The sequence below is a fragment of the Vibrio sp. OPT41 genome, assembly GCF_015163595.1.
GTDB lineage: Bacteria > Pseudomonadota > Gammaproteobacteria > Enterobacterales > Vibrionaceae > Vibrio > Vibrio alginolyticus.
In genome coordinates this window covers 16,569-40,074 of sequence record NZ_JADDYH010000013.1, presented here as the reverse complement: position 1 = coordinate 40,074, position 23,506 = coordinate 16,569, and the positions used below count along the sequence as shown (strand labels likewise).

The following is a 23,506-nucleotide window of genomic DNA, read 5'->3' as shown; positions in this document are numbered from 1 at the left end:
CGCTTATCTAAAGGGCAAAGCTGCCCGCAAGTGTCGAGAGTATCAAGTTCCAACCATCGACCAATACGAACAACATCAACTTGAACGGCAACGAAACAATCATTGGTGACAACATCATCATACCCATTGCCATCAGTACCGAAGCGACTACAAGGTCAATAATCAAAAACGGCAAGAAGAGCATAAAGCCAATTTGGAATGCAGTTTTTAGCTCTGAGGTGATAAAAGCCGGAATCAACACCGCCATCGACACATCTTCTGGATTCTCGACTTGCTCTCCTGACATGGTTACGAACGTCTCCAAATCTTTGATTCGGGTCTGCTTAAGCATAAATGCTTTCATTGGCGCTTGTGCAGCATCAAACGCTTCTCGCGCCGTAACTTGCTCGTTCAAATAAGGCTGAACAGCTTTGTCGTTGATTTCGTTCAGGACAGGAGACATAACAAAAAAGGTCAAAAACAGCGCAATACCAATAATAACCTGATTAGAAGGCGTTTGTTGCAAACCCATTGCCTGACGCAATATCGACATCACCACCACAATTCGAGTGAACGAGGTCATCAGAATCACCATGGCAGGCAAGAAGCCAAGCATGGTCATTAACGCTAAAATTTGTAGTGTAACCGAGTAGTCTTCACTGCCATCAGGGTTCGTGGTCATGGTGAATGCTGGAATACCACCGCCACTAGAAACGGACATAGCACGGCTAGCACCAGTATCACTTTGCATAGCCTGAACTGTAACACCACTTCCATCGGCTAAGTTATCTGGCAGCGCTGACTCCTCTGCTTCAGCAAAGGTAAATGAAGAAAACAGCACGCCGACAAAAAGTAACAACGTACTCAGGAGCAAACGAATTGGATTACCCTTTGTCATGTTTTTTGATCAGCTGGCTAAATTGAGTCGCAAAAGCATTGGTCGCCAACTCTTCCTCTTTCAGTGGCTTATCTAACTTGGCTAAAGTTTGGATCGATTGGCTAGTAATCCCAACCAAAAACTGTTCTTCACCCACTTGAACTACTGCGATTCTTTCTTTTGTACCCACTGGCAACTGACTCACTATACGCAAGCCCTTTTGTTGTCCCATCGCTGGCACTTGCATACGTTTCAGCAACCAAGCCAGCAAAAGAATCACGCCGATTACAAGCACAAGCGAGCCAAGTGTCGTCGCAAGATCCAGATTATTTGGTGCGGCAGCAAATGCATAAGGAGCACTTAGCATTAAGCTCAGTGCTCCAGTGATTTGCTTCAATCGCATTTTGATTGAACGACTCATCTTAACGCAGCTTCTTAATTCGTTCAGTTTGGCTGATCACATCCGTCAAACGGATACCAAACTTATCGTTGACGACCACGACTTCGCCGTGAGCAATCAAAGTACCGTTAACCAATACGTCGAGCGACTCACCGGCTAGACGATCCAACTCAACAACCGAACCTTGGTTAAGCTGCAACAGGTTCCGAATGCTAATTTGAGAACGACCGACTTCCATCGAAATCGTCACCGGGATATCCATAATAGTGTCGAGTTTACGACGCTCATCTTCGCTAATTGGGCTTGAAGTGTCTTTTAGCTCTTCCAGTGGCGCAGCCAATACTTCATCTACGTCTACAGAAGGGGCAGACGGGTCTTCGCCAAGAGCGGCTGCCCATTCGTCTGCTAGCTTTTGATCGTCACTTGGTTCCATTTTTCTATCCTGTGTTACGCCTTACTCATGCCATAGCATGTCTGTTTAATAAGGTATCTTAATGGTCTATATCGTCTTCATTCTCAAGCTCGGACATGATGTCTTTACCTAAGAAAGCTAAATCTGTTTTGACGACATGTGGGCGCTCAATTTCCTCAGAAATTTGCACCGCTAATTTGTCTTCCGAACGACCCATTTTTACGCGATAGGTCGGTAGGTCTTCTACAAACATCGTCGCATGTTCTGGCATTTCAATCGGGATGATGTCGCCCGGTTGCAGCTCCATGAGATCACGCAAAGAAATGTCTTTTTCGAGCAAGTTCACGCGGAAGTTAACCGGACAATCCATGATCTCTTCACGTAGTGCTGAGCTCCAGCGAACGTCCGTTTCCATCTTGTCGGACTGAACACCTGCATCCAATAGTTCACGGATAGGCTCAACCATGGAGTAAGGCATAACGACATGAAAATCGCCGCCACCGCCGTCAACTTCTATATGGAATGAACTCACGACAATCACTTCTGTCGGGCTGACAATGTTTGCCATGCTTGGGTTTACTTCAGAGTCGAGATATTCGAACTCTACCCCCATCACTGGCGACCACGCTTCTTTATAATCTTCAAATACAATTTTCAGTAACAACTGAATGATGCGGCGTTCCGTTGGGGTAAATTCGCGGCCTTCGATTTTGGCGTGGAATCGACCATCACCGCCAAAGAAGTTTTCTACCAGAATAAAGACTAAACGAGCCTCCATGGTGATCAACGCAGTGCCTTTTAACGGACGAAAACGCACCATGTTCAAACTGGTTGGCACGTACAATGTGTTCTGGTATTCACCAAACTTCATCATCTGCACGCCATTGATCGACACCTCTGCCGTTTTACGCAGCATATTAAACAGACTAATACGCATGTGCCGTGCAAAGCGCTCGTTGATAAGTTCGAGCGTCGGCATTCGACCACGTACGATTCTGTCTTGCGACGAGAAATCAAAATTGACGGCACCCTCAGTGTCGTTTTCTATCGGTTCATCGACGTCATCAACATCGTCAACCCCATGCAATAGCGCATCAATTTCGTCTTGGCTTAATAGATCGGTCACGTTTTACCTATTGAATAACAAAATCTGTAAACAGTACTTTTTCAATCACTGGCTTACCGACCGCAGCATTCAGCGCTGCTTTGATATCTTCGGAAGCACGATCGCGCAATTCCACTCGTCCTGTAGGAGAGCGCAATTGATCAACCGTCGCGGAAGCAAACGTTGATAGCATAGAGCTTTCAATCAGTGGCGAATGATACCGCGCCAACTCTTCATTTTCTGCACCGCGAACCATTAACTGCGCTTTAATTTGAACCAGCCTATCGCGGCTATCCCCAGTAACGTTAAATACAAATGCCTGAGGAAGATTCACATACGCGATGGGCGCAGCATTCGATGCCTTCACTTGAGCCTGTTGAGACGATTCAGCCTGAGCAGGTTCATCAGAGCCCATTAGAAAAAATGCCGCTGCCCCGCCACCAAGTAGTAATACTACAACAGCGATGATGATGATAAGTAACTTGCTTTTTCCTTTCGGCGCATCGGCCCCTTGTAACTGTTCTTCTGCCATTCTTGTCTCTTATTGTTCTTTTGAGTTACCAAGACGTTTTAGTGAGTTGCTTGGTAACCGTATGCCATTGCCGTTAAACGGCCTTTTATGCGTAAAAACTAATTCCATCACGCTTTGAAGCGACATTCAAATCCAGATTGACATCAGATTCAAAACCCTCTTCGGACTGTCCAGAAAAACCGCCACTTTGCGCGCTTTGACCATGTTGTTCAGCAGTATACCTACCTTGCTGTTGCCCGCTGTTTTGTTGCTGGACGGAAGAATCAGCCAGCTGCATACCTTGTTGCGCTAGCATTTCTCTCAAACGAGGGAGCGTCTGTTCAATAATGTCACGAGCTTGCGGGTTGTTCACTGTAAAATGTACATTGGCAACGTCGTTATTCATGGTCATACGAATTTGCATACGACCTAACTCTGGTGGATCAAGACGAATATCGAGATTTTTCAGATTCTTCGACATCATCATTTGCACTTTTTCCGCAACTTGCTCGTTGGCTAGCTCTTTAGTTAGTTGCAACGGAAGCTGAGCTTGTTGTGCAGCATCAATACGCGCTTGTTGCTGCACATTAATTCCTTGCTGACCTGCCATAGCCTGAAGCTGTCCAGCGAAGCCATGTTGGAGGTCCGGCTTATCTTGTTTATCCGCAGTCGCCTTTAGCGCACCAGTCGCCAATGCTGCGTTCATTACTTTCTGGCTAATCTCTCCGTCTTTCACACCTTGAAGCGACGTCGGCACTTGCGCGGCTATCAACGTATCAGGCGTTGGAGATAATGCGACTTTTTCTCCACTATGAGCAGTTTGTGGCTGGGGTACTTGAGCCGCTGTATGCTGGATTTGCTGAGACACTGCCATAGGTCCAGCCTGGCGAGTTAAATTATGTTGTACTTGTTGCTCTGCGAGAATCTGTTTAATGTCATTAGGGAGCGCAACAAATTGGGCAAGGTCTTGATCAGGAATATCCGCCGTGATCCTTCCTTGTTTCAACCCTTCAATGATCTGAGCTTCTTGCTGAGTCAGTGGTTTTCCTTGCGCCAACTTAGTATCTATAACTTCAAGTTCATCCAAGGATACTCGTGGAAGCGCGTCGATGTTGGAACCATCAACGTCTGTTAACAACGGCGACAGATCATTAGCTACTTCACCACTGACTGCGCTCTTAGCCGTCGGATGGCTGGCTTGTTTCGCTAGCTCTTGCCAAGCAGCAAACTCAGGCGAAAGTTTGTCGACATCGATAGGTTGACCATTCTTATCTAAAATTGGCTCTAAGTCTTGTCCTGGGATCATCTGTGCTTGTTCAAGCGAATGAACTGATGGCGTTTCATTCAAAGCAAGCTCATCAAGGTGTGTCGAAACGGTTGCTTGCTCGTGGAACGAATGCACTAAATTCGCGCTCTGAGGCAAAACTTTGCCACTATCGATGGATGCATTACTCGCATTCAGGGTTTGATTCGCTTGTTCAATTCGACCAAGAAGCTGTTGTCCTTCGCCCATCGTGCTTTTTACGTCCATTGTATTTGATGGGTTACTCGTATCAATTGATGTTGATTTCACTTTTTCAATAGCTTCAACATCATGCTCCAAAGGTGTGCTGTTACTCGCCTTTTGTAAACTTACTTCTTCACTTAAGGTTGCATTCTGTTTGTTTGCTGATATTTCATCAAAATCATGGGTCCCGTCACTGACGGATCCTTGGCTTTCTTGCGCCAACAATTCGTCCGAGACGTTAGCAGAAGAAGTACTGCCTACATCCGCTCTTTCTTTTTCTTCAACCACTGTCGATTCTGTTGCTACTTTTTCGGGCTTTTGTTTACCAGCAAACGCATCGGTTAACGTTTCTAAAAATCCCTTGCTTTCAGTGCTCTCTGCGGACGCTTTAGCGGACACATCAGAAACTGGCGTCTTGGTAGTCGCAGATACATGGGACAAATTCACACTCATTTAGAAACTCTCGTTCTCGTGGCTCTGAGCGTATCGCTGACAGACAGCAATACTGGCGGCAAACAAAGGTCAAAAAGACCCGACACTGACAGCTAAAATGCAAAAATCACACCACAATATTGAGCCAATTCTCGGTAAGCTAATAGATGGCATGTTTATGGAACAAACATCAACAGTACTATCCGAGAACCTGGTTCCTAACATGATGTACAGCTACTTGATTGACTTTGAAAAACGATAAGCGTAAACAGACACTTTGCTTAACAATTAAGGAATCACTTTGAAGATCACAGAATTACGCCAATATAGAATCAAAGCAGGCAAAACAAAGCAATGGCTAAGTTGGATGAAGGAAGAACTGTTGCCCTATCAACGCTCACAAGGCATGCGTGTACTGAATACTTACGTCCACACTGGTGACGATGGACATGACTATTTTGTTTGGCTTAGAGAGTTCGACAATGAACAAGCACGCCAGACTCTCTACGAAAAAACATACAACGAGTGGTGGGTTCGCGAGATTCGACCGAAGGTATTTGAGCTAATTGAACAAGACTCAATCAAAGTTACCTTACTTGAATCGGTAGAGATGTAGTCAACTGCAACACCGTAATGCAATATCGAACCGATAACGTTTAGAAACGATGTGGTTTTCGACTGTAAAGTAAGGTGGAAAACTCGTCCATTTGCTTTTGTTCGCGCTTAGCTTCAGCAAGTTGTTTCTCTTTTTCGCGTTTGCCTATCATCCACTCATAGGATTTGCGTTCTTTACGCACGGTTAACCAATATTCTTTACAGTTTTCAACCTGCTCTTTGAAATGACTTTCTGCTTGCTTTTGCTTAGATAAAGTTTCATCTAGCTGGGTAAGGAATCGATTTAAATGTCCATATTGACTTGCCGTTAGGCCCGCCTGACCACGGTCGACGAGTTGCTGGCAATAATCAAGCCGATACTTTTCAATTTGTTCAACCTGACGGTAATAATCTTCGAGTTCAGAACGCGCTTTGTTCAGTGCAAGCACAGCTTGGTCTTCACGATCCTTAGTTTGCTCAAGTAGAAACTCCATCGCATTATTCATGCGCTATCACCCACCCAAAATGTTTCTAAGCATATTGACGCACATATCGTATGGCACCGATTCTTTCATGCTCTGCTGCAAGTATTCGTCTAACTTCGGTTTCAAAGTAAATGCGCCATCAATAGCAGGATCGGTACCCGGTTTGTACGCTCCAATCGAGACCAAATCTTGATTCTTGCGACAAATAGACAAGACCTGTCGCACGGCTTTTGACATCAGAACGTGCTCTTCGGTCGTGATTTGCGGCATAACACGGCTCACCGACTTCTCGACATCAATCGCCGGATAATGGCCTGCATCCGCCATTTCACGAGAAAGAACAATATGGCCATCAAGAATGGCTCGCGATGCATCCGCTATCGGATCTTGCAAATCATCCCCTTCGGTCAAGACGGTAAAGAACGCCGTAATCGAGCCTTGTTCGGCACTTCCATTACCCGCTCGCTCAACCAGCGCTGGCAGCTTGGCAAATACAGAAGGCGGGTAACCTTTCGTCGCTGGCGGCTCACCAACAGAAAGTGCGATTTCACGCTGTGCTTGTGCAAAACGAGTCAACGAGTCCATCAATAGCAGAACATCTAACCCTTGGTCCCGGAAGTATTCAGCAATCGTTAATGCCGTTTGGCACCCCTTTAAGCGCATTAGAGGTGAAGCATCGGCAGGCGCCGCGACCACCACTGAGCGGCGACGACCGTCCTCACCCAAGATCTCTTCGATGAACTCTTTAACTTCACGTCCACGCTCACCTATCAGGCCGACGACCACAACCTGTGCGGTGGTGCCTCGCGTCATCATGCCAAGCGTGACCGATTTACCCACACCAGAACCTGCAAACAGACCGATACGCTGACCTTTACCAACCGTCAACAAACCATTGATGGCTTTTAGGCCAACATCGAGCGGTTCAGAAATTGGTTTTCGAGCCAACGGGTTGATCGGCTCGGCATTAAAAGAGGCACGATGATCGGTATACAAAGGGCCAAGTCCATCAAGTGGATTCCCAACCCCGTCTATCACGCGCCCAAGTAACTCCATGCCGACAGGCAAACCAGCGTCACTGGTTAAAGGGGTGACTCTCGCGCCAGGTAAAATGCCCGTAATTTGTTCGCTTGGCATTAAAAATAGGTTGTCACCTGAAAAGCCGACAACCTCGGCTTCCATCTGACCTGACATGGTTTCCACTAAGCATAAACTGCCAATTGGTGCGCGACAGCCGGTCGCTTCCAACGTTAACCCAACCACACGCACCAGTTTGCCAGAGGCGACAGGGCGCGTCGTAAGGCCTTCAACTTTGTAGTTTTTTAAGCGGTCAGCGAGTGCTTGCATGGATTACTCACCCTCTTGATGACGGTTTGCGCCACAAAAGCTGTGCAATACGCTTTTGACGCGTTCTTCCATGCGATAATTAATGCTTGATTCACCGGCTTCAATCTGGACATCACCTCGATTGAGCGATGGCTCAGCAACTAACGTCCAGTTGCGACAATTAAGGTCTTCTTCACCATAAGCTGAACGAATAATCGCGACATCCTCTGGATTCAGGTGCAAGGTAATAGGGTGGCCTGATATTGGTAGCGCTTCGACCGACTGCTTCACTGTATCTAAAATAATTTGAGGGTTGGTTTGTACTTCAACGTGCACCACTTCTTTAACTAAACAGAGCACCATATCCACCAGCTGCTTTTCAACCTGAGCATTCATCAACTCCAAAGGTTGAGCAAACTGATTGGCCAAGTTCATAAAAGTTTCAACTTGCTGCTGAATGTATTCTTGCCCTGCAGTTACCCCTTCAGCTTTTCCGAGCTCGAGACCTTCAGCATGGCCGGCTTGCAACCCTTCTTCTTTACCTTTGTCGTAACCTTGCTTAAAGCCAGCTTCCTGACCTTGATGTAAGCCTTCTTGATAAGCACCTTGCTTAATCAGTTCAATTTGCTCTTCGGTTAGCGCAAGTGGCTGCTCTTCTTCAGGCTCATCAAAATTCGGCACCCATCCCGGGTCATAGTTGAACGCGGTTTGTTTTGCTTGTTTGGCTTTAGGCTCGCCATAATCAGGCAGCCCCCAACGTTGGGGTTCGATCATCGAATCATCTTCATCAGGACGGATAAATCCACGTTTTCTATCGCCAGCCATGGGTTACCTATTGTGTGTTCGATTAAGAAGTGAGGGTGCTCCGCAATAGGATAATTGCGAAGCAATAGAAATTATAAGAATTCGTCAGCACCGCCAGATAGCATAAGCTCACCAGCATCCGCCATTCGACGGGCAATTGCTAAGATTTCTTTCTGAGCGGCTTCTACATCTGCCACTCGTACTGGCGGCATCGCTTCTATGTCATCACGCATCATATCAGCAGCACGTTTAGACATGTTCTTGAAGACTTTCTCACGTAACGAGTCATCTGCACCTTTGAGTGCTTTTTGCAACACGTCTTGTGGTACGTCACGCAGCAACTTCTGAATACCTTGGTCGTCCACCTCGACTAAGTTTTCGAAGACAAACATTAGGTCTTGGATTTGCGTCGCCATGTCTTCGTCCTGATCGCGAATTTGTTCCATCAACAAACCTTCGACGTTGTTGTCTAGGTAGTTCATGATCTCCGCTGCTGCTTTCAGGCCGCCAATTTTGGCTGCTTGTGCACCCGCTTGACCCGCGAACTGTTTCTCCATGATTTCGTTCAGCTCTGCCAATGCTGATGGCTGAACTTCTTCAAGGTTGGCAATACGCATCATCAGATCCAAACGCACGCGCTCAGGGAACTGAGACAAAATCTCTGCAGATTGGTCTGCTTCTAAATAAGACAGTACGATAGTTTGAATCTGTGGGTGTTCATTGACAATAATGCTCGCCACTTGGCGTGGGTCCATCCATTTCAAAGAATCCAAGCCTTTTGATCCCGTACCAAGTAGGATCTGGTCAACCAAGTTGTTGGCTTTGTCTTCACCAAGAGCGGCAACCAGTGCATTACGCATAAAGTCTTCGCTGCCCATACCAATGTTGGTGTATTTCTGGATATCCTCCAAAAACGCACGATGAACAGCAGATACCTTGTCTTGGCTGAGATCCTTCGCGCGAGCCATCGCACTACCAACACGCTGAACCTGTTTTGGTTCTAGGTGACGGATAATGCCAGCTGCATCTTGTTCATTAAGGCTCAGTAGCAAAATTGCCGCTTTTTCTTCGCCAGTAATGGTTGAAACATCCAGCTCTACTGGCATTCCCGCGGCGTTGTCATCTTGAGGTACGATATCGTTAGCCATTGTCATTCATCCAGTTTTTCACTACTTGAGCAGCCAGTTCAGGTTCATTCGCAACCAGAGCGCGAACCGCTTTCAATACATCTTCATCTTTATGAAGGTTTGGCAAATCAATACTTGAGCCAAACTCGAACAGTTCGCTGCTTTCGATGTCACTGCCAATCAAGCTAGTTTCACCATCCGCACCAATCGGCAAGCCGTCTGGTCCGTACATTTCGTCTTCATCATCGCTGGTAGGGTTAAGCAATTTCTTCATTGCTGGGCGAACCAGAACCAACACAACCACAATAATCACTAATGCACTTGCGAACCAACGAACCCAATCACTGAAGTTAGGGTGCTCCCAAATTGGTGGTTCTTCTAGCTGCTCAGCCTCTGGCTCAGCAAACTTTACACTCAATACATTCAGTAAATCGCCACGACCTTGATCAAAGCCGACGGTACCAATTAATACTTGGCGAATGGCATTGATTTCAGATTCGGACATTGGGGTATAAGTCACTTCACCCGTATCAGGGTTAACTTGACGACGGTCTTTAATCGCAACAGAAACGGTCTGACGAGCCACCGTCCCGGTCTGCTTTCGCTCGTGGCTGATGGTGGTATCTAGCTCAAAGTTACGCGTGGACTCTTTACGAACTGAACCCTGCCCCATGACAGAACCATCTTTCATTTGAGCCACATCTTGCGGAATTGAGGCATCCGCTGGAGGCTGATTACTCAACGCACCCGGAATACCCGCAACCATGTTACCGTTATTGTAATCTTCGAGTGCGTACTCACTGCGGGTCGCAGGGGTGTTCGGATCAAAGCGTTTGCGAGTTTGTTCAACCGCACTGAAATCCATTTGTATATCAACCTGCGCCGTATAGTTGCCATAACCTAAAATCGGTAATAGTACGGAATCAATTTTTTCGCGCAGCGCTTGCTCTTGGCTGCGTTCTAATTCTTGTTCTTTGCGTCGTGCCGCAGAAGCGGGATCTTGGGAGCCTGAGCTGAGTAAGCGGCCATGCTGATCTGTGACGGTAATTCGAGAAGTTTTCATTCCCGGCACGGCACTAGCCACCATGTCGACAATAGAATCCACTTCTTGCTGCTTAAGGTTCGTGCCTGTCGACAATGTCAAAAATACCGACGCAGAAGCTTCTTGGTTATGACGCACAAACACGCTGTGCTTTGGCAGTGCCAATAACACTCGTGCTTTGCGAACTTGCTTCATTTCTTCAATTGCTTGAGCCAATTGGCGCTCTCGACTGAGTTTGAGACGCTCTTGCTCGAGACGTTGTGAAACACCAAAACCCATGTCTTGCAGCAAAATATCATCGCCCGCTTCTGTAGCTTGGTTAACGCCGGAACGAACCATGCCAAGTTTGATCGAGTTGTACTCACTCGATTCAACAGAAACAGTATTGCCATCAAGCTTATAATTGATTTTCTGCTGGTCCAGATAATCCAGAACGGGGATCAATTCTTCGGTCTCATACGCACCAAGTGGGCGCATCTCCGGTTCTTTGACCCAAAAGAACAGCATCACGATCAATGCAACACAGATGGATATCGACAGCACAAGCACAACCTGACGAAGTAAATCGAGGTCGCCCACTGCCATATCGAATTTTGACGCACTACGCTCCTCTAGATCTGGATTTTGACTCTCCACATCCACATCGGAACTTGCTACCAGTGCACCATCTGAGCCGCCTTCAGTGACGGTTAAATCTGTAGACTTGTCTGCCACACTTATTACCTAAATTACACTGGCATGTTCATGAGATCTTTATATGCCTCAACGAGTTTATTGCGAATTTGAACCGTCGCATCAAAAGCGACACTAGACTTGTTACGAGCGATCATAACGTCAGAAAGGGATACATCGGCATCACCACGATCAAAACGGGTTTGTAAATCACCAGATGCTTTTTGAAGTGTGTTCACGTTATTGATGGCTTTAGTTAGGAGATCGTTAAAATCCGCTCCAACTTTCGCCCCACTTGCAGTAGGAGCCGTATTGGTTGCTTCTACCATCATGGCGCGCATTTCTGCCTGAATACCATCAATTTTCATTAGCACCTCTAAGCCAAAAGATTGACTATTAACAAAACTGATTATTGACACAGCAATTAACGTGCCATAAGACATTAGCAATCAATTTACTTACACTTTTCGTCTTATGGCCGTTGTCTGTGTTAATTCGGGATATCTATACCAGCATCACGCATTTTGGCAAGCTTATAGCGCAAGGTTCGAGGGCTTATACCCAGTTTCTCCGCCATTTCTTTGCGTCGACCATTACACTCAACCAAAGTCTCCAAAATAATGGCGTATTCTTGATCGCGCAGCTCGCTGCCTAAGCCTTCTCCACCAGTTACTGGGCGGCTGACACTCTCAGCTTGAGCAACTGGCTTAACATTGGGCACGACCATATCTGCATTTTGCACCACGTGTTGCAAGCTATTGGCATCTTGCCAATCTACGCCCTCGAGCAAAATGTGCTCTGCATCGATGTCGCCATTTTCACTTAATATCAGCGCTCGTTGAACCACGTTATCCAATTCACGAACATTACCCGGCCAAGGGTATTGCAATAGTTTTTCTAACGCAACGGCCGAGAATTGAGGCACTGGCATGCCCATTTTGCTGCAATGACGCTCAGCAAGATGCTTGGCAAGCGGTGCAATATCGCCTTTACGTTCTTTAAGTGCAGGCCACGCAATTGGGAATACATTCAGGCGGTAATATAAGTCCTCTCTGAAGTTTCCTTCTGACACGTATTGCTTAAGATCACGGTTACTCGTCGCTAACACACGAACATCTAACTTGATGCTTTTGCGACTGCCTAGGCGCTCTACTTCTCGCTCTTGCAAAACACGCAACAACTTCGCTTGCAGGTTCAGGTCCATTTCGCTGATTTCATCAAGCAAGATTGTGCCACCTTGCGCTTGTTCAAACTTTCCTGGGCATGCCTGAACAGCACCAGTAAATGCACCCTTTTCATAGCCAAACAGTGTTGCTTCGAGCATATTGTCAGGAATCGCGGCACAGTTAATTGCGACAAAAGGACCATTTTTACGATTTGACGCGTTGTGAATATAACGCGACATCACTTCTTTACCTGAGCCACTCGGACCTAGCACCATAACATTCGCATCTGTACGTGCCACTTTATCGGCCAACGCGAGTAAGCGCAGACTTTTCTCATCAGCAACGATAGCATCACCGTTGTCATCACTTTTTATCGGTGCATAACGACTGACCATATTTAGCAACACTTCTGGTGCAAATGGTTTCGCCATGTAGTCAATCGCGCCATCTTTCATTGCAGACACGGCATCTTCAATGTTGGCGTACGCCGTCATTAGCAATACTGGTAAGTTAGGCCAATTCTGCTTGATGCTTTTGAGCAGAGCTAAGCCACCCATACCCGCCATTTGCACATCAGAAACGACGATATCAACCGTATTCGATTTCAGCTTCAACAGTGCATCTTCAGCACAGTCCGCTTCCAACCACTCATACCCTGCCAGAGCCAGAGTATCGACTAGGGCTTCACGAAGACCTTCATCGTCTTCTACGATCAGCACTTTGCTTTGCGCCATTATGATTCTCCAGAAATTGTTATTACCAAAAGCCGCTTATTGCGCTTCTGTTTGCACTCGCTCTAGCGGAATGCACATGGTGAAGCAGGCTCCATCACCCTGCTCTGAAATAAGCTCCAATCGACCGTCATGGGCACGGCAAACCATTTGAACAACTGCCAACCCTAATCCAGTTCCTTGAGAACGTGTGGTAAAAAATGGCTCCATGATTTTGGCTTGCAGTTCTTCGGGCACACCCGGTCCGCTGTCTTGCACAGAAATGCGTAACTCACCATTTACCGGGCGGAAAAAAATATCGACTTGCGATTCTTTACCAGACATTTGAATCGCATTCATGACCAGATTACTTAATGCGGATGCAATGGCGTTCGCATTGCCTAGTAGCTCAGTTTGTTCTTCTTCCACTTCTAGGCAGTAATCAATACTGTTGTTTTTTAGCGCGGTTTCGACCATCGGCTGGTATTCCGCTACCAACTGGGCAATCGTGAATGGCTTAATGACTTTATTATCACCACCTTTAGCAAAAAGCAGCATATCATTAACCTGCTTTTCCAAATCGTGCAGTCGATCCATTAATTTGGTTTGGAAGCGATCTTTTGTCGCTGGAGGAAGATTTGGCGCTCCCAAATTGGATGCATATAACATAGCGCTCGACAGCGGCGTTCTTACTTGGTGAGCAAGCGACGCAACCATACGTCCTAACGACGACAAGCGCTGTAAATCACTGACACGAGCTTGAAGTAAACGGGTTTCGGTTAAATCGGTAATCAGGATCAATTGACCTGTTGTGGACGCCGAGATGGCGAGTCGAACTTTACGGCCATTACGTAATGAAACTTCATGGCCATCATCTTCACGTGGGTCAAACACCGCCTGGATAACGTTGAACCATTTTTCGTTAACCAGTGGAATCTCAAGAATTCGGTGCGCTTCTGGATTTGCTTCACGCACTACTCCGTACGTATCGAGCAAAATCACTCCAGCAGGCATCACATCGAGCACCTGTTTGTAGCGCTCAACCTGATTCTCTACGGAATCTAAATGGGATTGATTGGTGTTGTTATCCATTACTGCCTGTCGAAATATCGCCGCTAAAACTAAAATAGCTTGGTAAGCAATTAGCGTACCAAGCTATTTTTTATATTTATCAGGACGTTAAGCTATCGACAATAAGTTGACACTCAGAGATAACGGTTTTGGATGCCAGAAAAACGATGTTAACTAGCACAAGTGATAATTCAGATATCGTCTTAAAACTTCACTTTACCTAGCGCTGTAAGTTGTACTTACGCATTTTTTCCACCAGCGTAGTACGTCGCATACCCAGCATATCGGCCGCTCTTGCTACAACGCCACCCTGCGCTTCTAATGCTTGGCTGATCATATTAACTTCTAAATCAGCCAGCAGCTCTTTCAAATTAACCCCTTCCGGTGGCAGCGCTTGCGGGGCGTTCATGCTGTGATCAAGGTCGTCTTGATCTTCAAAGCTAAAATCTTCAGAGAAGATATCTTGGAATACATCACGCTCTTGCTCTTCCACCGAAACAAATGGATTGCTCTCTGGTTGGAACTCTGGGATGTCACTGTAGCGATATTTGGTTGGTAGATGGTTTACATCCACTAAGCTATTTGGATACAGAATAATCATTCGCTCAACAAGATTAGCCAACTCGCGTACGTTGCCCGGCCAGTTATGCTCCATCAGTGAGTTGATTGCACGAGGTGTAAAACAGATAGGTTGTCCGCCCTCCGCCTCTAAACGTGTCATCAGTTCTTGCAGCAGCAATGGTATATCTTGTTTGCGCTCTTTCAGCGCTGGCATCTCAATTGGAAACACGTTCAGACGATAGAACAAGTCTTCTCGGAACGTACCTTCTTCAATCATATTTTCTAGATTACGGTGTGTCGCCGCCACAACTCGAACATTTACCTTGATGGTACTATTGCCACCTACACGTTCAAAGCAGCGTTCTTGCAATACACGAAGCAACTTTACTTGCATCGACATTGGCATATCGCCAATCTCATCAAGAAAGATAGTGCCACCATCTGCGAGCTCAAATCGACCTTTACGGGCAGTTAACGCACCAGTAAACGCGCCTTTTTCGTGACCAAATAATTCGCTTTCTAGGAGCTCAGGCGGTATTGCACCACAGTTAATAGGTACAAATGCGCCATCGCGGTATGAAGAGTGATAGTGGATGTTACGCGCAACAACTTCCTTACCCGTACCGGACTCACCTAAGATCAACACGTTTGCTTCCGTGTTTGATACTTGCTCAATCAGGTGTCGAACTTCTTGAATACCTCTACTTTGACCAACTAAGCTGCGAAAAAGCGTGTTTTTGCGTGCACTAGCAACAACATTCACTCCTTTTCGCCCCAGAAAATCTTTGCAGTGGCGTAACGCTTCACTAAGCTGTGGGTAATTAAGCGGCAGCTCTAGTTCACCAACAAAATTTGGAAGATCATCAACAGGCAAAGGAAAACGGCCCATGACTAGAAGAGGGATGTGGTAAGCGCTGTTTAAATGAGAGATAACCGTACTCGCCGCTTGACCTGCTGGAATATTACCAACAATACAGCACGACCATACGCTAGACCAATCAACATCGCTGAGCTGATCAGAACTGACCGCTTCGCAATTTTCTCCAACAAATTCCAATATATTGCTTAAATTTAAACGACTTGATGCGTCATCATCAATTACAAGCAGCTTTGCCAAACCATGCATAAGTAAGAATGATTGCCTTTATTTTAGGTGCGTTGCGGCCAAACCTTGATTTGCGCAATTGGGTGCTAAAGAAGGCAGAACCACCACACTCAATTTACGATAGACAAAATAGGAAAATCAGCAACAAAAAAGCCATTAGGGCTACTAATGGCTTCTATTTTATTTGAATATAAAAATAAGGCAACCAAGCAATGGAGAGGTGTGAGCTTGATAGAAACTTTGCTACACAACTCGTTGCGCAATTGACAAATATATTCGTCTAGTATCTTAACGCATTGTTTTGACTATTAAATACCAACTTCAGCAGCGGTAAGATTATGAAACTCTGTTGGGATTTGGTCCCAAGCGGACTTGATCTCACGGATAATGTCGATAACGTCGTCGATCAGCTGAGGCTCATTTTGATGGTTAGCAGCAGAAATTTGCGTGATCATAAACTCATACAGTGAATCTAAGTTTGAAGCAATATCACCACCGTCATCCATAGATAGACAGCTGCGTAGCGCGATAATGATGTCTAACGCTTTACCTAAGCGCTCACCTTTTGCTGGAATATTGCCTGCTTGCATGGCTGCTTTACCTTGAATAAGGCGCTCAATCGCACCAGCCATAAGCATTTGAATGACTTTGTGCGGAGAAGCCGCGCTAAGCTGGCTGTCGACTGATACCTTTTTGTATGCTTGCAAAGAACCGCGCATAGTAATCCTCTTTTAAATAAATTTTTTGTACTGCTGAAGTGAACGCTGGCCATAACGAAACTTATGGAGCTCTTTTCCGACCTTTGACGTTTCCGATTGCATCAGCTCGACAATTCTTTTGGTACGAGTTAGCAATGCTTGCCACTCTGCATCCTGCTTAACCAAAGGATTTTGATGAATAATTGGTAACAGGTTTTGCAATAACCGTTCCCTGATATCGACCAAGCGAAGAATTTCTTCAGCATTAAAATCAATTTTTTCTAATTCTTGCGTAATTAGTTGATCTATATCACTAATTTCCATGAGTTCTTTTTGCATTTATTAACCCAACGCACTCATCAAAGCGCCTAACTGGCCTTGCATTTTACCGGTCGCATCTTGCATCGCGGTAAACTTCGCATGAGTACGCTTCTCTAGGCTTTCCATGCGGCGATCTAATGCCGCTTGATCGTCACTCAAACGGTAGTTTTGTTCTGTGAGACTTTTTTCTCGAGTACGAATACTGCCTGTAATACCTGTGATACCGTGAATCGCATCTTCTACTCGTTTAGCAAAACCTGTGTTGCCACCGAAGAACTTTTCTAACTCGTTGAAGTTATTGTTCAACTGGCGGTCTAGCATGTCATAGTTGATTTCTAGGGTGCCTTGACGTGTGGTCGTAATGCCAAATTCTGTTAAGGACTTTAGGTTTTCAGGTGCTTTATCGATTCGAGTAGAAAAGACCGATTTTAATCGTGAATCTGCACTGCGTACGGTGCTGTCACCTGACAACGGCCCTTTTTGGCCAGTTACCGGATCCACACTCGCCAACGCTTGGGAGGTTTGATAAAACGAGTTATACGCTGCCACAAAGTTTTCGATATCGTTGCGTACACTTTGACGGTCGTACTCGACACCAATTTCAGCAGGCGGTTTATTCGGTTCTGATTTGCCTTTTAGCGTTAAATCAACACCTTCGATCGCATCTTCAATCACATTGTTGTGGCTAGATAGCTTTGCCACTCCATCAAGCAGAACTTCTGAATCTTGCCCTGCTTGTACTTCTGTCATTCCAAGGTATTCTTCAAAAGCAGATTGTGCCTTTGCGATTTTCGCTTCTGCTTCATCAATTTTTTCCAGACGCTCACGTTCTTGAGGATCAAGTTTAGCGCGATGAATTTGCTTAGCTTGCGCTTCGGAAAGTTCACCACGTGCCACTTTTTCGTCTAACGCTTGCTTTTCACTCGCAATTTTTTGCTCGATTTCCGCTTTTTCTTGCTCAAGAAGCTGCTTAGCCTCTTTCGTCGTAACGTAAGAATCGGTTAGGGTGCCCGATGCGGCATTATTCCAGCCTGGTACATCTGGTGCCTTCTCTATTGCCTTTTCGTCGAGTTCGAGCTCTGGTTCTTCATAAGAGTCCAACAAAGTACCTGACGCAGTTTCTGTCCACCCTGGAATTCTGTCTTCAGGGCGTAAACTCGCGCGTCGGTTGGCTTCATCAATGGCTTCTTGACCAGCTTTGGCTGCTTCTGCACCCGCCGCAGAGATTGGCGCTTGCGATGCATCATCTTGTACATCGTCTGCCGCTTTTTGCTCTTCTGGAGGTAGAGGATTGCCGTTTGCATCCAGCTCTTCTGCTGGTTGTTCCGGAAATTTAAGAGGACCTAAGACATCTTCCGCCGCTGAACGAGCTTCTTCAAGCGCGTTGACGCGGTCTTCAAGTGTTTGGTATTCGAAATATTTAAGAGGGTTGCCTTTTTCTGCCTCCACACTGACTCTGATTTGATGATCCTTACCAGAGAGGTTAGAAGCAAGGATAAGGCGTGGACCTTCGACGTCGTTAATAAGAGATGCACGAACGCCAGGGTTATCTTTAGCGCCATTGATGCCACGTACGACATCGATGAGCTTAGATCGGGAACGAACATCGATATTAAAACGCTCATCACCAAGCGAAATCTGCAGCTTACCAGGGCCAAATTTTGCGTCTTCTGGCAATACGTCAGAAGCGACTTTATGGCTCTGAGCAAGCTGCAACACATCGATAGCATATTTGCCAGCGATAGCATCTGTGGTTGCCGTGGCAGATACGATATTGTCATTGGTCGTTTCGACGGTGCGAACGGCAAATGCTTTCTCCTGACGAAAGTTCGCCATGAGATTTTTCATCGTATCCAATGATTCTCTGAGTCGTCCGTAAGCACTGATACTGGCATTAATTGTCGTGCGTTCGTTGTCGATGCGTTGCTGCTTTGGTACGCGTTCGGCATCCACAATTTTGCTGACCATGGAATTAATATCCATGCCGCCAGACATCCCCAAAGGGCCTAAACTCATCAAATCACCTCTAAAAACGACTTACACTTTTTCAGTCAACAACCCGCTGTTGGCTGTGTGCTCAGCTAGGCGACGCAATACCACTAGCATTTCTTCATCAGGAATTTGACGAATCACGTCACCGGTATTGGCTTCATAAATCGTCACCACATCTCGTCCGGATTCTTCATCCACTCGAAATGCGACTCCTTTGTTTATGGACGTTACAAATTCATTCATTTGTGCGACCAATTTTTCACGTTCTTCTTTGTTCAGTTCTTGACGGCTTTCAGCCATCTCGATCGCAGCTTGAACAGAGAAGTCGTATTCGGTGTTTTTCGCTTTTTGCGGCGAAATCTCACCATTTGAATTTGCTGGGCTAGACGTGCCTATATCATTGCCATTTTTATTTGCAAACTTTGTGCCATTTGGCGTGCCGTAAGGCTGGATGTTCGATGCGTAGGAGGATATATCCATTACAATCTCCCTTCCACCTTATGGGCTAACGATAGAATCTATCGCTTTGGTGCCCCAGCACTAAGGTGTTGACCTCAGGCTGGGTTTACCACTTAGCCCAACAAGCTTAGCGCTGCAGATGGAGACTGCTTCGCTTGAGCCAGGATTGAAGTACTTGCTTGCTGAAGAATTTGCGACTTAGTCATCGCAGTGGTTTCCTTCGCGTAATCAGTATCTTTAATACGGCTTTTAGACGCGTTAACGTTCTCGTTAATGTTGTCTAGGTTGCTGATTGCGTGGTTGAAGCGGTTTTGGAAAGCACCGAGTGAAGCTCGTTGGCTGTCTACGGACTTAAGAGCGCCGTCGATAACCGCTACTGCTTCTTGAGAGCCAGCTACTGTGGTTACGTCGATGTCTTTCACTGTTACGTCTTTCGGACCACCAAAGCCGATCTCGTCTGCTAGGTTGCCAGAAAACTCAACATCACCTTCAACTTTTTGAGAAGAAGCAAATACTTGTAGTTTGCCATCTTCGCCAACAGAGGCTTTTACATCATCGTTTTGACCGTTGATGTATGTCGCTAGCTGTTCAATATCATCGCCTTGCTTAGCGCTGATTGATAGCTCTTTCTCTTCACCCTGCTTGTTGGTGTAGCTCATTTTGAACTCTGTTTTCTCACCAACAGTCCAAGATGCGTCTTTACCCTCTTCTGCTGCGTAGCTCTTACCACCCATTGCTGAAGTGTCTGAGCGTAGGTTACCCATAGAAAGCATCACTGCTTCACCTGAGTCCGCACCGATTTGGAAAGATTGAGTACCGTAAGTACCGTTTAGAAGCTTGTTACCACCGAAAGAGGTAGTTTCAGCAATACGGTTTAGCTCGTCGTTTAGCGCTGTTACTTCTTCTTGGATCGCTACACGTTCTGCTTTTGAGTTAGAGCCGTTCGCCGATTGAAGCGAAAGATCACGCATACGTTGTAGGATGTTGGTAGATTCATTCATTGCACCTTCAGCAACCTGTGCAATAGAAATACCGTCGTTTGCGTTTTTCACTGCCATATCTAGGCCACGGCTTTGTGCATTCAAACGGTTTGAAATCTGTAGACCTGCAGCATCGTCTTTCGCGCTATTGATTTTGTAACCCGAAGACAAACGCTCCATAGATTTTTGTTGACCGTCAGCTGCCTGGTTCAGGTAACGCTGTGCAGTCATCGCAGAAACGTTAGTATTAACGTTAATCGCCATAATTGATCTCCTTAAGGCTTTAGTGAATGTACCGTCGTGTCTCTCACCTCACTTAGGTACATCTCATTTCTCTCAGTCCCTTTAACGGCGACGTATGCATATCCTTTAGGAGAAATTTTCAATTTTTTGCGATTATTTTCTTTGGCTTACTGAAGTGTGATAAAGCTCTAATATTGCCGTTGATGAATACCTTCGCTCTTTTAAAGGCAGAAAAAAACCCAGCCGAAGCTGGGTTTACTCGCTCATCTCTCACCACGAGCCAATGAGGTTCTCGTCTTAGGTTTGAAATTAACCTAGCAGACTTAGCGCTGAGTTTGGCGCTTGTTTCGCTTGCGCAAGGATTGAGCTTGACGCTTGCGATAGAATTTGTGATTTGGTCATTGCCGTCGTTTCTTTCGCGAAATCTGTATCTTTGATACGGCTCTTCGACGCGTTCACATTCTCGTTAATGTTGTCCAAGTTGCTGATTGCATGGTTGAAACGGTTCTGGAATGCACCCAGCTCTGCGCGGTGGCTGTCTACGTATTTCAGTGCCGCATCGATGATTGCAACAGATTCTTGTGCGCCACCGACTGAGGTTACGTCAATAGTATCTACCGTCACTTTTTTACCTTCGCCCAAACCTAGTTCACCAGATAGACCGCCTGAAAACTCGACCTCGCCCTCAACTTTGTTGTTGCCAGCGAAGATTTGCAGTTTACCGTCTTGGTCTACTGACGCTTTCACTAGGTCAGTTTGGCCGTTAATGTAAGTCGCAAGCTCTTCGATATCGTCACCCGCTTTTGCGCTGATGTTGATTTCTTGCTCTTGGCCGTAGCTGTCCGTTAGGTTGATTTTTAGGTCGTTCTTACCTTCAGCAACGTTCCAGTCTTTACCTTTACCACTTTCAGCTTGGTAGCTCACACCGCCCATCATTTTGTTGTCTGAGCGCATGTCTTTTAGCTCAAGCATCACTGCTTCACCGTTATCCGCACCGATTTGGAACGATTTCGCACCGTGTGTGCCGTTTAGTAGCTTGTTACCACCGAAAGAGGTTGTTTCTGCGATACGATTTAGTTCGTCGTTGAGTGCGGTCACTTCTTCTTGAATCGCAACGCGCTCTGCTTTCGAGTTTGAACCGTTTGCTGATTGCAGAGACAAATCACGCATACGTTGAAGAATGTTAGTGGTCTCGTTCATTGCACCTTCAGCAGTTTGTGCAATTGAGATACCGTCGTTCGCGTTGCGAACCGCTACATCCAAACCACGGCTTTGTACGTTCAAACGGTTCGAGATTTGTAGACCCGCAGCGTCATCTTTTGCGCTGTTGATTTTAAAACCTGAAGACAAACGCTCCATAGAAGTTTGTTGAGCTGAGTTTGCGTTGTTTAGGTAACGCTGAGCGGTCATCGCTGATACGTTAGTGTTTACATTCACTGCCATGGTGATTTCTCCAATTGATTTTCCGGTGTAGCGGTTTCCGACGTCTCGGAAAACCAAGTAGTTCTCTCAAAGTTACTTTTATTAACGGCGCATGCCCTGTTTTCTTTAGAGAAAATTTTAGATTTTTTTGAAAATAATTCGTTTGGAGGGGTAATCGTGACAAAGCGGATAAAAAAGCAAAAAAACTTTCATTTTTCGCTAAAGCTTCTTTTCGAATTGTCGATACAGGCAGGTTTTGCGTTAAATTCGGGCAAGGCCATTCATCAGCCAAGCAAGGTCAATGCTAGGTTTGGCGCTTGTTTTGCTTGCGCCAGAATAGAAGTACTGACCTGTTGTAAAATCTGCTGCTTCACCATTTGCGTGGTTTCTTTCGCGTAGTCAGTGTCTTGGATACGACTGTTGGAAGCAGCTAAGTTTTCGTGGATGTTATCGAGATTATTGATCGCGTGATTAAAGCGGTTTTGATACGCGCCTAACTCCGCACGACTGCCATCTACCGTTTTCAAAGCATCATCTAAAATGCCGACCGCCATCTGAGCGCCACCGACCGTGCTAATATCAATACTATCTACCGTTCTATTTACGGTGACATACTTGCCAATTTCTAACTCATCAGCCAGGCCACCACTGAAGGTTGGTCCAGGGTATTTTATGGCGTCCTTGTGGGACATGAGTAACTGCAGTTGCCCCTCCTCATTAACAGACGCTTTCACTTTATCGGTTTGCCCATTAATGTAAGTCGCGAGTTCTTCTATATCGTCGCCAGCTTTAGCTTCAATACGGATCTCCTGCTCTTCAAAATTGTTATCACGGTAGCTGATAACAATTTCATTATTTCCGTTTTGAACCGTCCAATCTGAACTGACTCTTTGATATGAGCTCATTGAAAAGCTACCTAAAGATTCCGGCTGCATGGTCCGCAGGCCAATTTGTACCGCTTCACCAGCCGTTGCTCCGATTTGAAAAGACGATGTACCGAATGTGCCATTCAGCAATTTACGTCCGCCAAAGGAGGTCGTTTCTGCAATACGACTTAACTCATCATTTAAAGCAGAAACTTCTTCTTGCAGTGCAGTGCGCTCCGCTTTGCTGTTTGAACCATTGGCTGACTGTAGCGACAAATCACGCATACGTTGCATGATATTGGTCACCTCATTCATCGCGCCTTCCGCAGTTTTCATGATGGAAATGCCGTCATTCGCGTTACGTACCGCGACATCCAAACCACGCATTTGCGATTGCAGACGGTTGGAGATTTGCAGACCCGCCGCGTCATCTTTTGCGCTGTTAATACGCTTCCCTGAAGACAAACGCTCCATGGATTGGTTCAGCATGTCAGTTGCACTGGTCAAATGACGCTGTGCGACAAGTGCTGCTACATTGGTATTAACGGTGATCGCCACGAGACACAGACTCCAAATAAATTAAGGCTTTGGATACTTATCGACCAAGTAACAGAAAAGTTTAGTGTTTTTTGAAAAGAG

General features: G+C 46.0%; 24 protein-coding genes. 2 read left to right on the top strand and 22 right to left on the bottom strand.

What is annotated here, in order from left to right; genetic code table 11:
- Nucleotides 1-7: 7 nt before the first annotated feature.
- From fliP to IQP38_RS03325, 6 genes are all read right to left on the bottom strand, one after another.
- Nucleotides 8-877 (bottom strand): flagellar type III secretion system pore protein FliP, encoded by an 870-nt coding sequence (gene fliP / locus IQP38_RS03350; RefSeq protein ID WP_005394311.1) that lies wholly within the window; start codon nucleotides 875-877, stop codon nucleotides 8-10.
- Entirely contained in the window at nucleotides 864-1,277 is a 414-nt protein-coding gene (gene fliO / locus IQP38_RS03345) for a flagellar biosynthetic protein FliO (RefSeq protein WP_005380480.1), read from the bottom strand. The genes fliP and fliO overlap by 14 nt, the downstream gene beginning before the upstream one ends.
- Nucleotide 1,278: 1 nt before the next feature.
- The gene (gene fliN / locus IQP38_RS03340; RefSeq protein WP_005380479.1) at nucleotides 1,279-1,689 is read right to left on the bottom strand and encodes a flagellar motor switch protein FliN; all 411 of its coding nucleotides are present in this window, start codon (nucleotides 1,687-1,689) and stop codon (nucleotides 1,279-1,281) included.
- A gap of 58 nt (nucleotides 1,690-1,747) precedes the next feature.
- Entirely contained in the window at nucleotides 1,748-2,794 is a 1,047-nt protein-coding gene (gene fliM / locus IQP38_RS03335; protein ID WP_017635951.1) for a flagellar motor switch protein FliM, read from the bottom strand.
- A 7-nt stretch (nucleotides 2,795-2,801) separates the two neighbouring features.
- On the bottom strand, nucleotides 2,802-3,305 hold the full coding sequence (gene fliL, locus IQP38_RS03330; RefSeq protein WP_104975528.1) for a flagellar basal body-associated protein FliL: 504 nt from the start codon (nucleotides 3,303-3,305) through the stop codon (nucleotides 2,802-2,804).
- Nucleotides 3,306-3,390: 85 nt separating this feature from the next.
- Complete coding sequence (locus IQP38_RS03325) at nucleotides 3,391-5,244, bottom strand: flagellar hook-length control protein FliK (protein WP_104975529.1); 1,854 nt, start codon at nucleotides 5,242-5,244, stop codon at nucleotides 3,391-3,393.
- Nucleotides 5,245-5,341: 97 nt separating this feature from the next.
- On the opposite strand from IQP38_RS03325, the gene IQP38_RS03320 reads away from it, so the two are divergent.
- Together IQP38_RS03320 and IQP38_RS03315 are read left to right on the top strand one after the other, a co-directional pair.
- Nucleotides 5,342-5,485: a hypothetical protein gene (locus IQP38_RS03320; protein ID WP_005394314.1), complete on the top strand. Its 144-nt coding sequence runs from the start codon at nucleotides 5,342-5,344 to the stop codon at nucleotides 5,483-5,485.
- Between the two features lie 39 nt (nucleotides 5,486-5,524).
- Nucleotides 5,525-5,839: an NIPSNAP family protein gene (locus tag IQP38_RS03315; RefSeq protein ID WP_104975530.1), complete on the top strand. Its 315-nt coding sequence runs from the start codon at nucleotides 5,525-5,527 to the stop codon at nucleotides 5,837-5,839.
- Nucleotides 5,840-5,879: 40 nt separating this feature from the next.
- Here the strand turns inward: IQP38_RS03315 and fliJ are convergent, their stop codons facing one another.
- The 16 genes from fliJ to IQP38_RS03235 all read right to left on the bottom strand — a co-directional run bounded on the left by fliJ (nucleotide 5,880) and on the right by IQP38_RS03235 (nucleotide 23,425).
- Nucleotides 5,880-6,323, bottom strand: a complete 444-nt coding sequence (gene fliJ / locus IQP38_RS03310) for a flagellar export protein FliJ (RefSeq protein WP_193837309.1) — start codon at nucleotides 6,321-6,323, stop codon at nucleotides 5,880-5,882.
- Nucleotides 6,324-6,329: 6 nt separating this feature from the next.
- On the bottom strand, nucleotides 6,330-7,649 hold the full coding sequence (fliI, locus tag IQP38_RS03305) for a flagellar protein export ATPase FliI (protein WP_046875538.1): 1,320 nt from the start codon (nucleotides 7,647-7,649) through the stop codon (nucleotides 6,330-6,332).
- Nucleotides 7,650-7,652: 3 nt separating this feature from the next.
- Complete coding sequence (fliH, locus tag IQP38_RS03300; protein ID WP_005394317.1) at nucleotides 7,653-8,453, bottom strand: flagellar assembly protein FliH; 801 nt, start codon at nucleotides 8,451-8,453, stop codon at nucleotides 7,653-7,655.
- Nucleotides 8,454-8,524: 71 nt separating this feature from the next.
- The gene (gene fliG / locus IQP38_RS03295; protein ID WP_005380470.1) at nucleotides 8,525-9,580 is read right to left on the bottom strand and encodes a flagellar motor switch protein FliG; all 1,056 of its coding nucleotides are present in this window, start codon (nucleotides 9,578-9,580) and stop codon (nucleotides 8,525-8,527) included.
- Nucleotides 9,573-11,315, bottom strand: a complete 1,743-nt coding sequence (gene fliF / locus IQP38_RS03290; RefSeq protein WP_005380462.1) for a flagellar basal-body MS-ring/collar protein FliF — start codon at nucleotides 11,313-11,315, stop codon at nucleotides 9,573-9,575. Before fliF ends, fliG begins: the two co-directional genes overlap by 8 nt.
- A gap of 14 nt (nucleotides 11,316-11,329) precedes the next feature.
- Complete coding sequence (fliE, locus tag IQP38_RS03285; RefSeq protein WP_005384482.1) at nucleotides 11,330-11,641, bottom strand: flagellar hook-basal body complex protein FliE; 312 nt, start codon at nucleotides 11,639-11,641, stop codon at nucleotides 11,330-11,332.
- 122 nt (nucleotides 11,642-11,763) lie between these two features.
- Entirely contained in the window at nucleotides 11,764-13,173 is a 1,410-nt protein-coding gene (locus IQP38_RS03280) for a sigma-54-dependent transcriptional regulator (RefSeq protein WP_054576279.1), read from the bottom strand.
- A 36-nt stretch (nucleotides 13,174-13,209) separates the two neighbouring features.
- Nucleotides 13,210-14,241 carry a sensor histidine kinase gene (locus tag IQP38_RS03275; protein WP_005380459.1) on the bottom strand — a complete coding sequence of 344 codons (1,032 nt, stop codon included), beginning with the start codon at nucleotides 14,239-14,241 and terminating at the stop codon, nucleotides 13,210-13,212.
- 199 nt (nucleotides 14,242-14,440) lie between these two features.
- Nucleotides 14,441-15,907, bottom strand: coding sequence for a sigma-54 dependent transcriptional regulator (locus IQP38_RS03270; RefSeq protein WP_005384490.1), 1,467 nt, complete (start codon nucleotides 15,905-15,907; stop codon nucleotides 14,441-14,443).
- A 287-nt stretch (nucleotides 15,908-16,194) separates the two neighbouring features.
- A complete protein-coding gene (fliS, locus tag IQP38_RS03265) occupies nucleotides 16,195-16,605 on the bottom strand; it encodes a flagellar export chaperone FliS (protein WP_005380457.1) in 411 nt (136 codons plus the stop codon).
- Nucleotides 16,606-16,617: 12 nt separating this feature from the next.
- Nucleotides 16,618-16,923: a flagellar protein FliT gene (locus tag IQP38_RS03260; protein WP_005380456.1), complete on the bottom strand. Its 306-nt coding sequence runs from the start codon at nucleotides 16,921-16,923 to the stop codon at nucleotides 16,618-16,620.
- 3 nt (nucleotides 16,924-16,926) lie between these two features.
- A complete protein-coding gene (gene fliD / locus IQP38_RS03255) occupies nucleotides 16,927-18,921 on the bottom strand; it encodes a flagellar filament capping protein FliD (RefSeq protein ID WP_047102855.1) in 1,995 nt (664 codons plus the stop codon).
- 21 nt (nucleotides 18,922-18,942) lie between these two features.
- Nucleotides 18,943-19,377 (bottom strand): flagellar protein FlaG, encoded by a 435-nt coding sequence (gene flaG / locus IQP38_RS03250; protein ID WP_005384493.1) that lies wholly within the window; start codon nucleotides 19,375-19,377, stop codon nucleotides 18,943-18,945.
- A 92-nt stretch (nucleotides 19,378-19,469) separates the two neighbouring features.
- Nucleotides 19,470-20,600, bottom strand: a complete 1,131-nt coding sequence (locus tag IQP38_RS03245; RefSeq protein ID WP_005380449.1) for a flagellin — start codon at nucleotides 20,598-20,600, stop codon at nucleotides 19,470-19,472.
- A gap of 288 nt (nucleotides 20,601-20,888) precedes the next feature.
- The gene (locus IQP38_RS03240; protein WP_005380447.1) at nucleotides 20,889-22,022 is read right to left on the bottom strand and encodes a flagellin; all 1,134 of its coding nucleotides are present in this window, start codon (nucleotides 22,020-22,022) and stop codon (nucleotides 20,889-20,891) included.
- Nucleotides 22,023-22,285: 263 nt separating this feature from the next.
- A complete protein-coding gene (locus IQP38_RS03235) occupies nucleotides 22,286-23,425 on the bottom strand; it encodes a flagellin (RefSeq protein ID WP_193837308.1) in 1,140 nt (379 codons plus the stop codon).
- Nucleotides 23,426-23,506 lie beyond the last annotated feature (81 nt).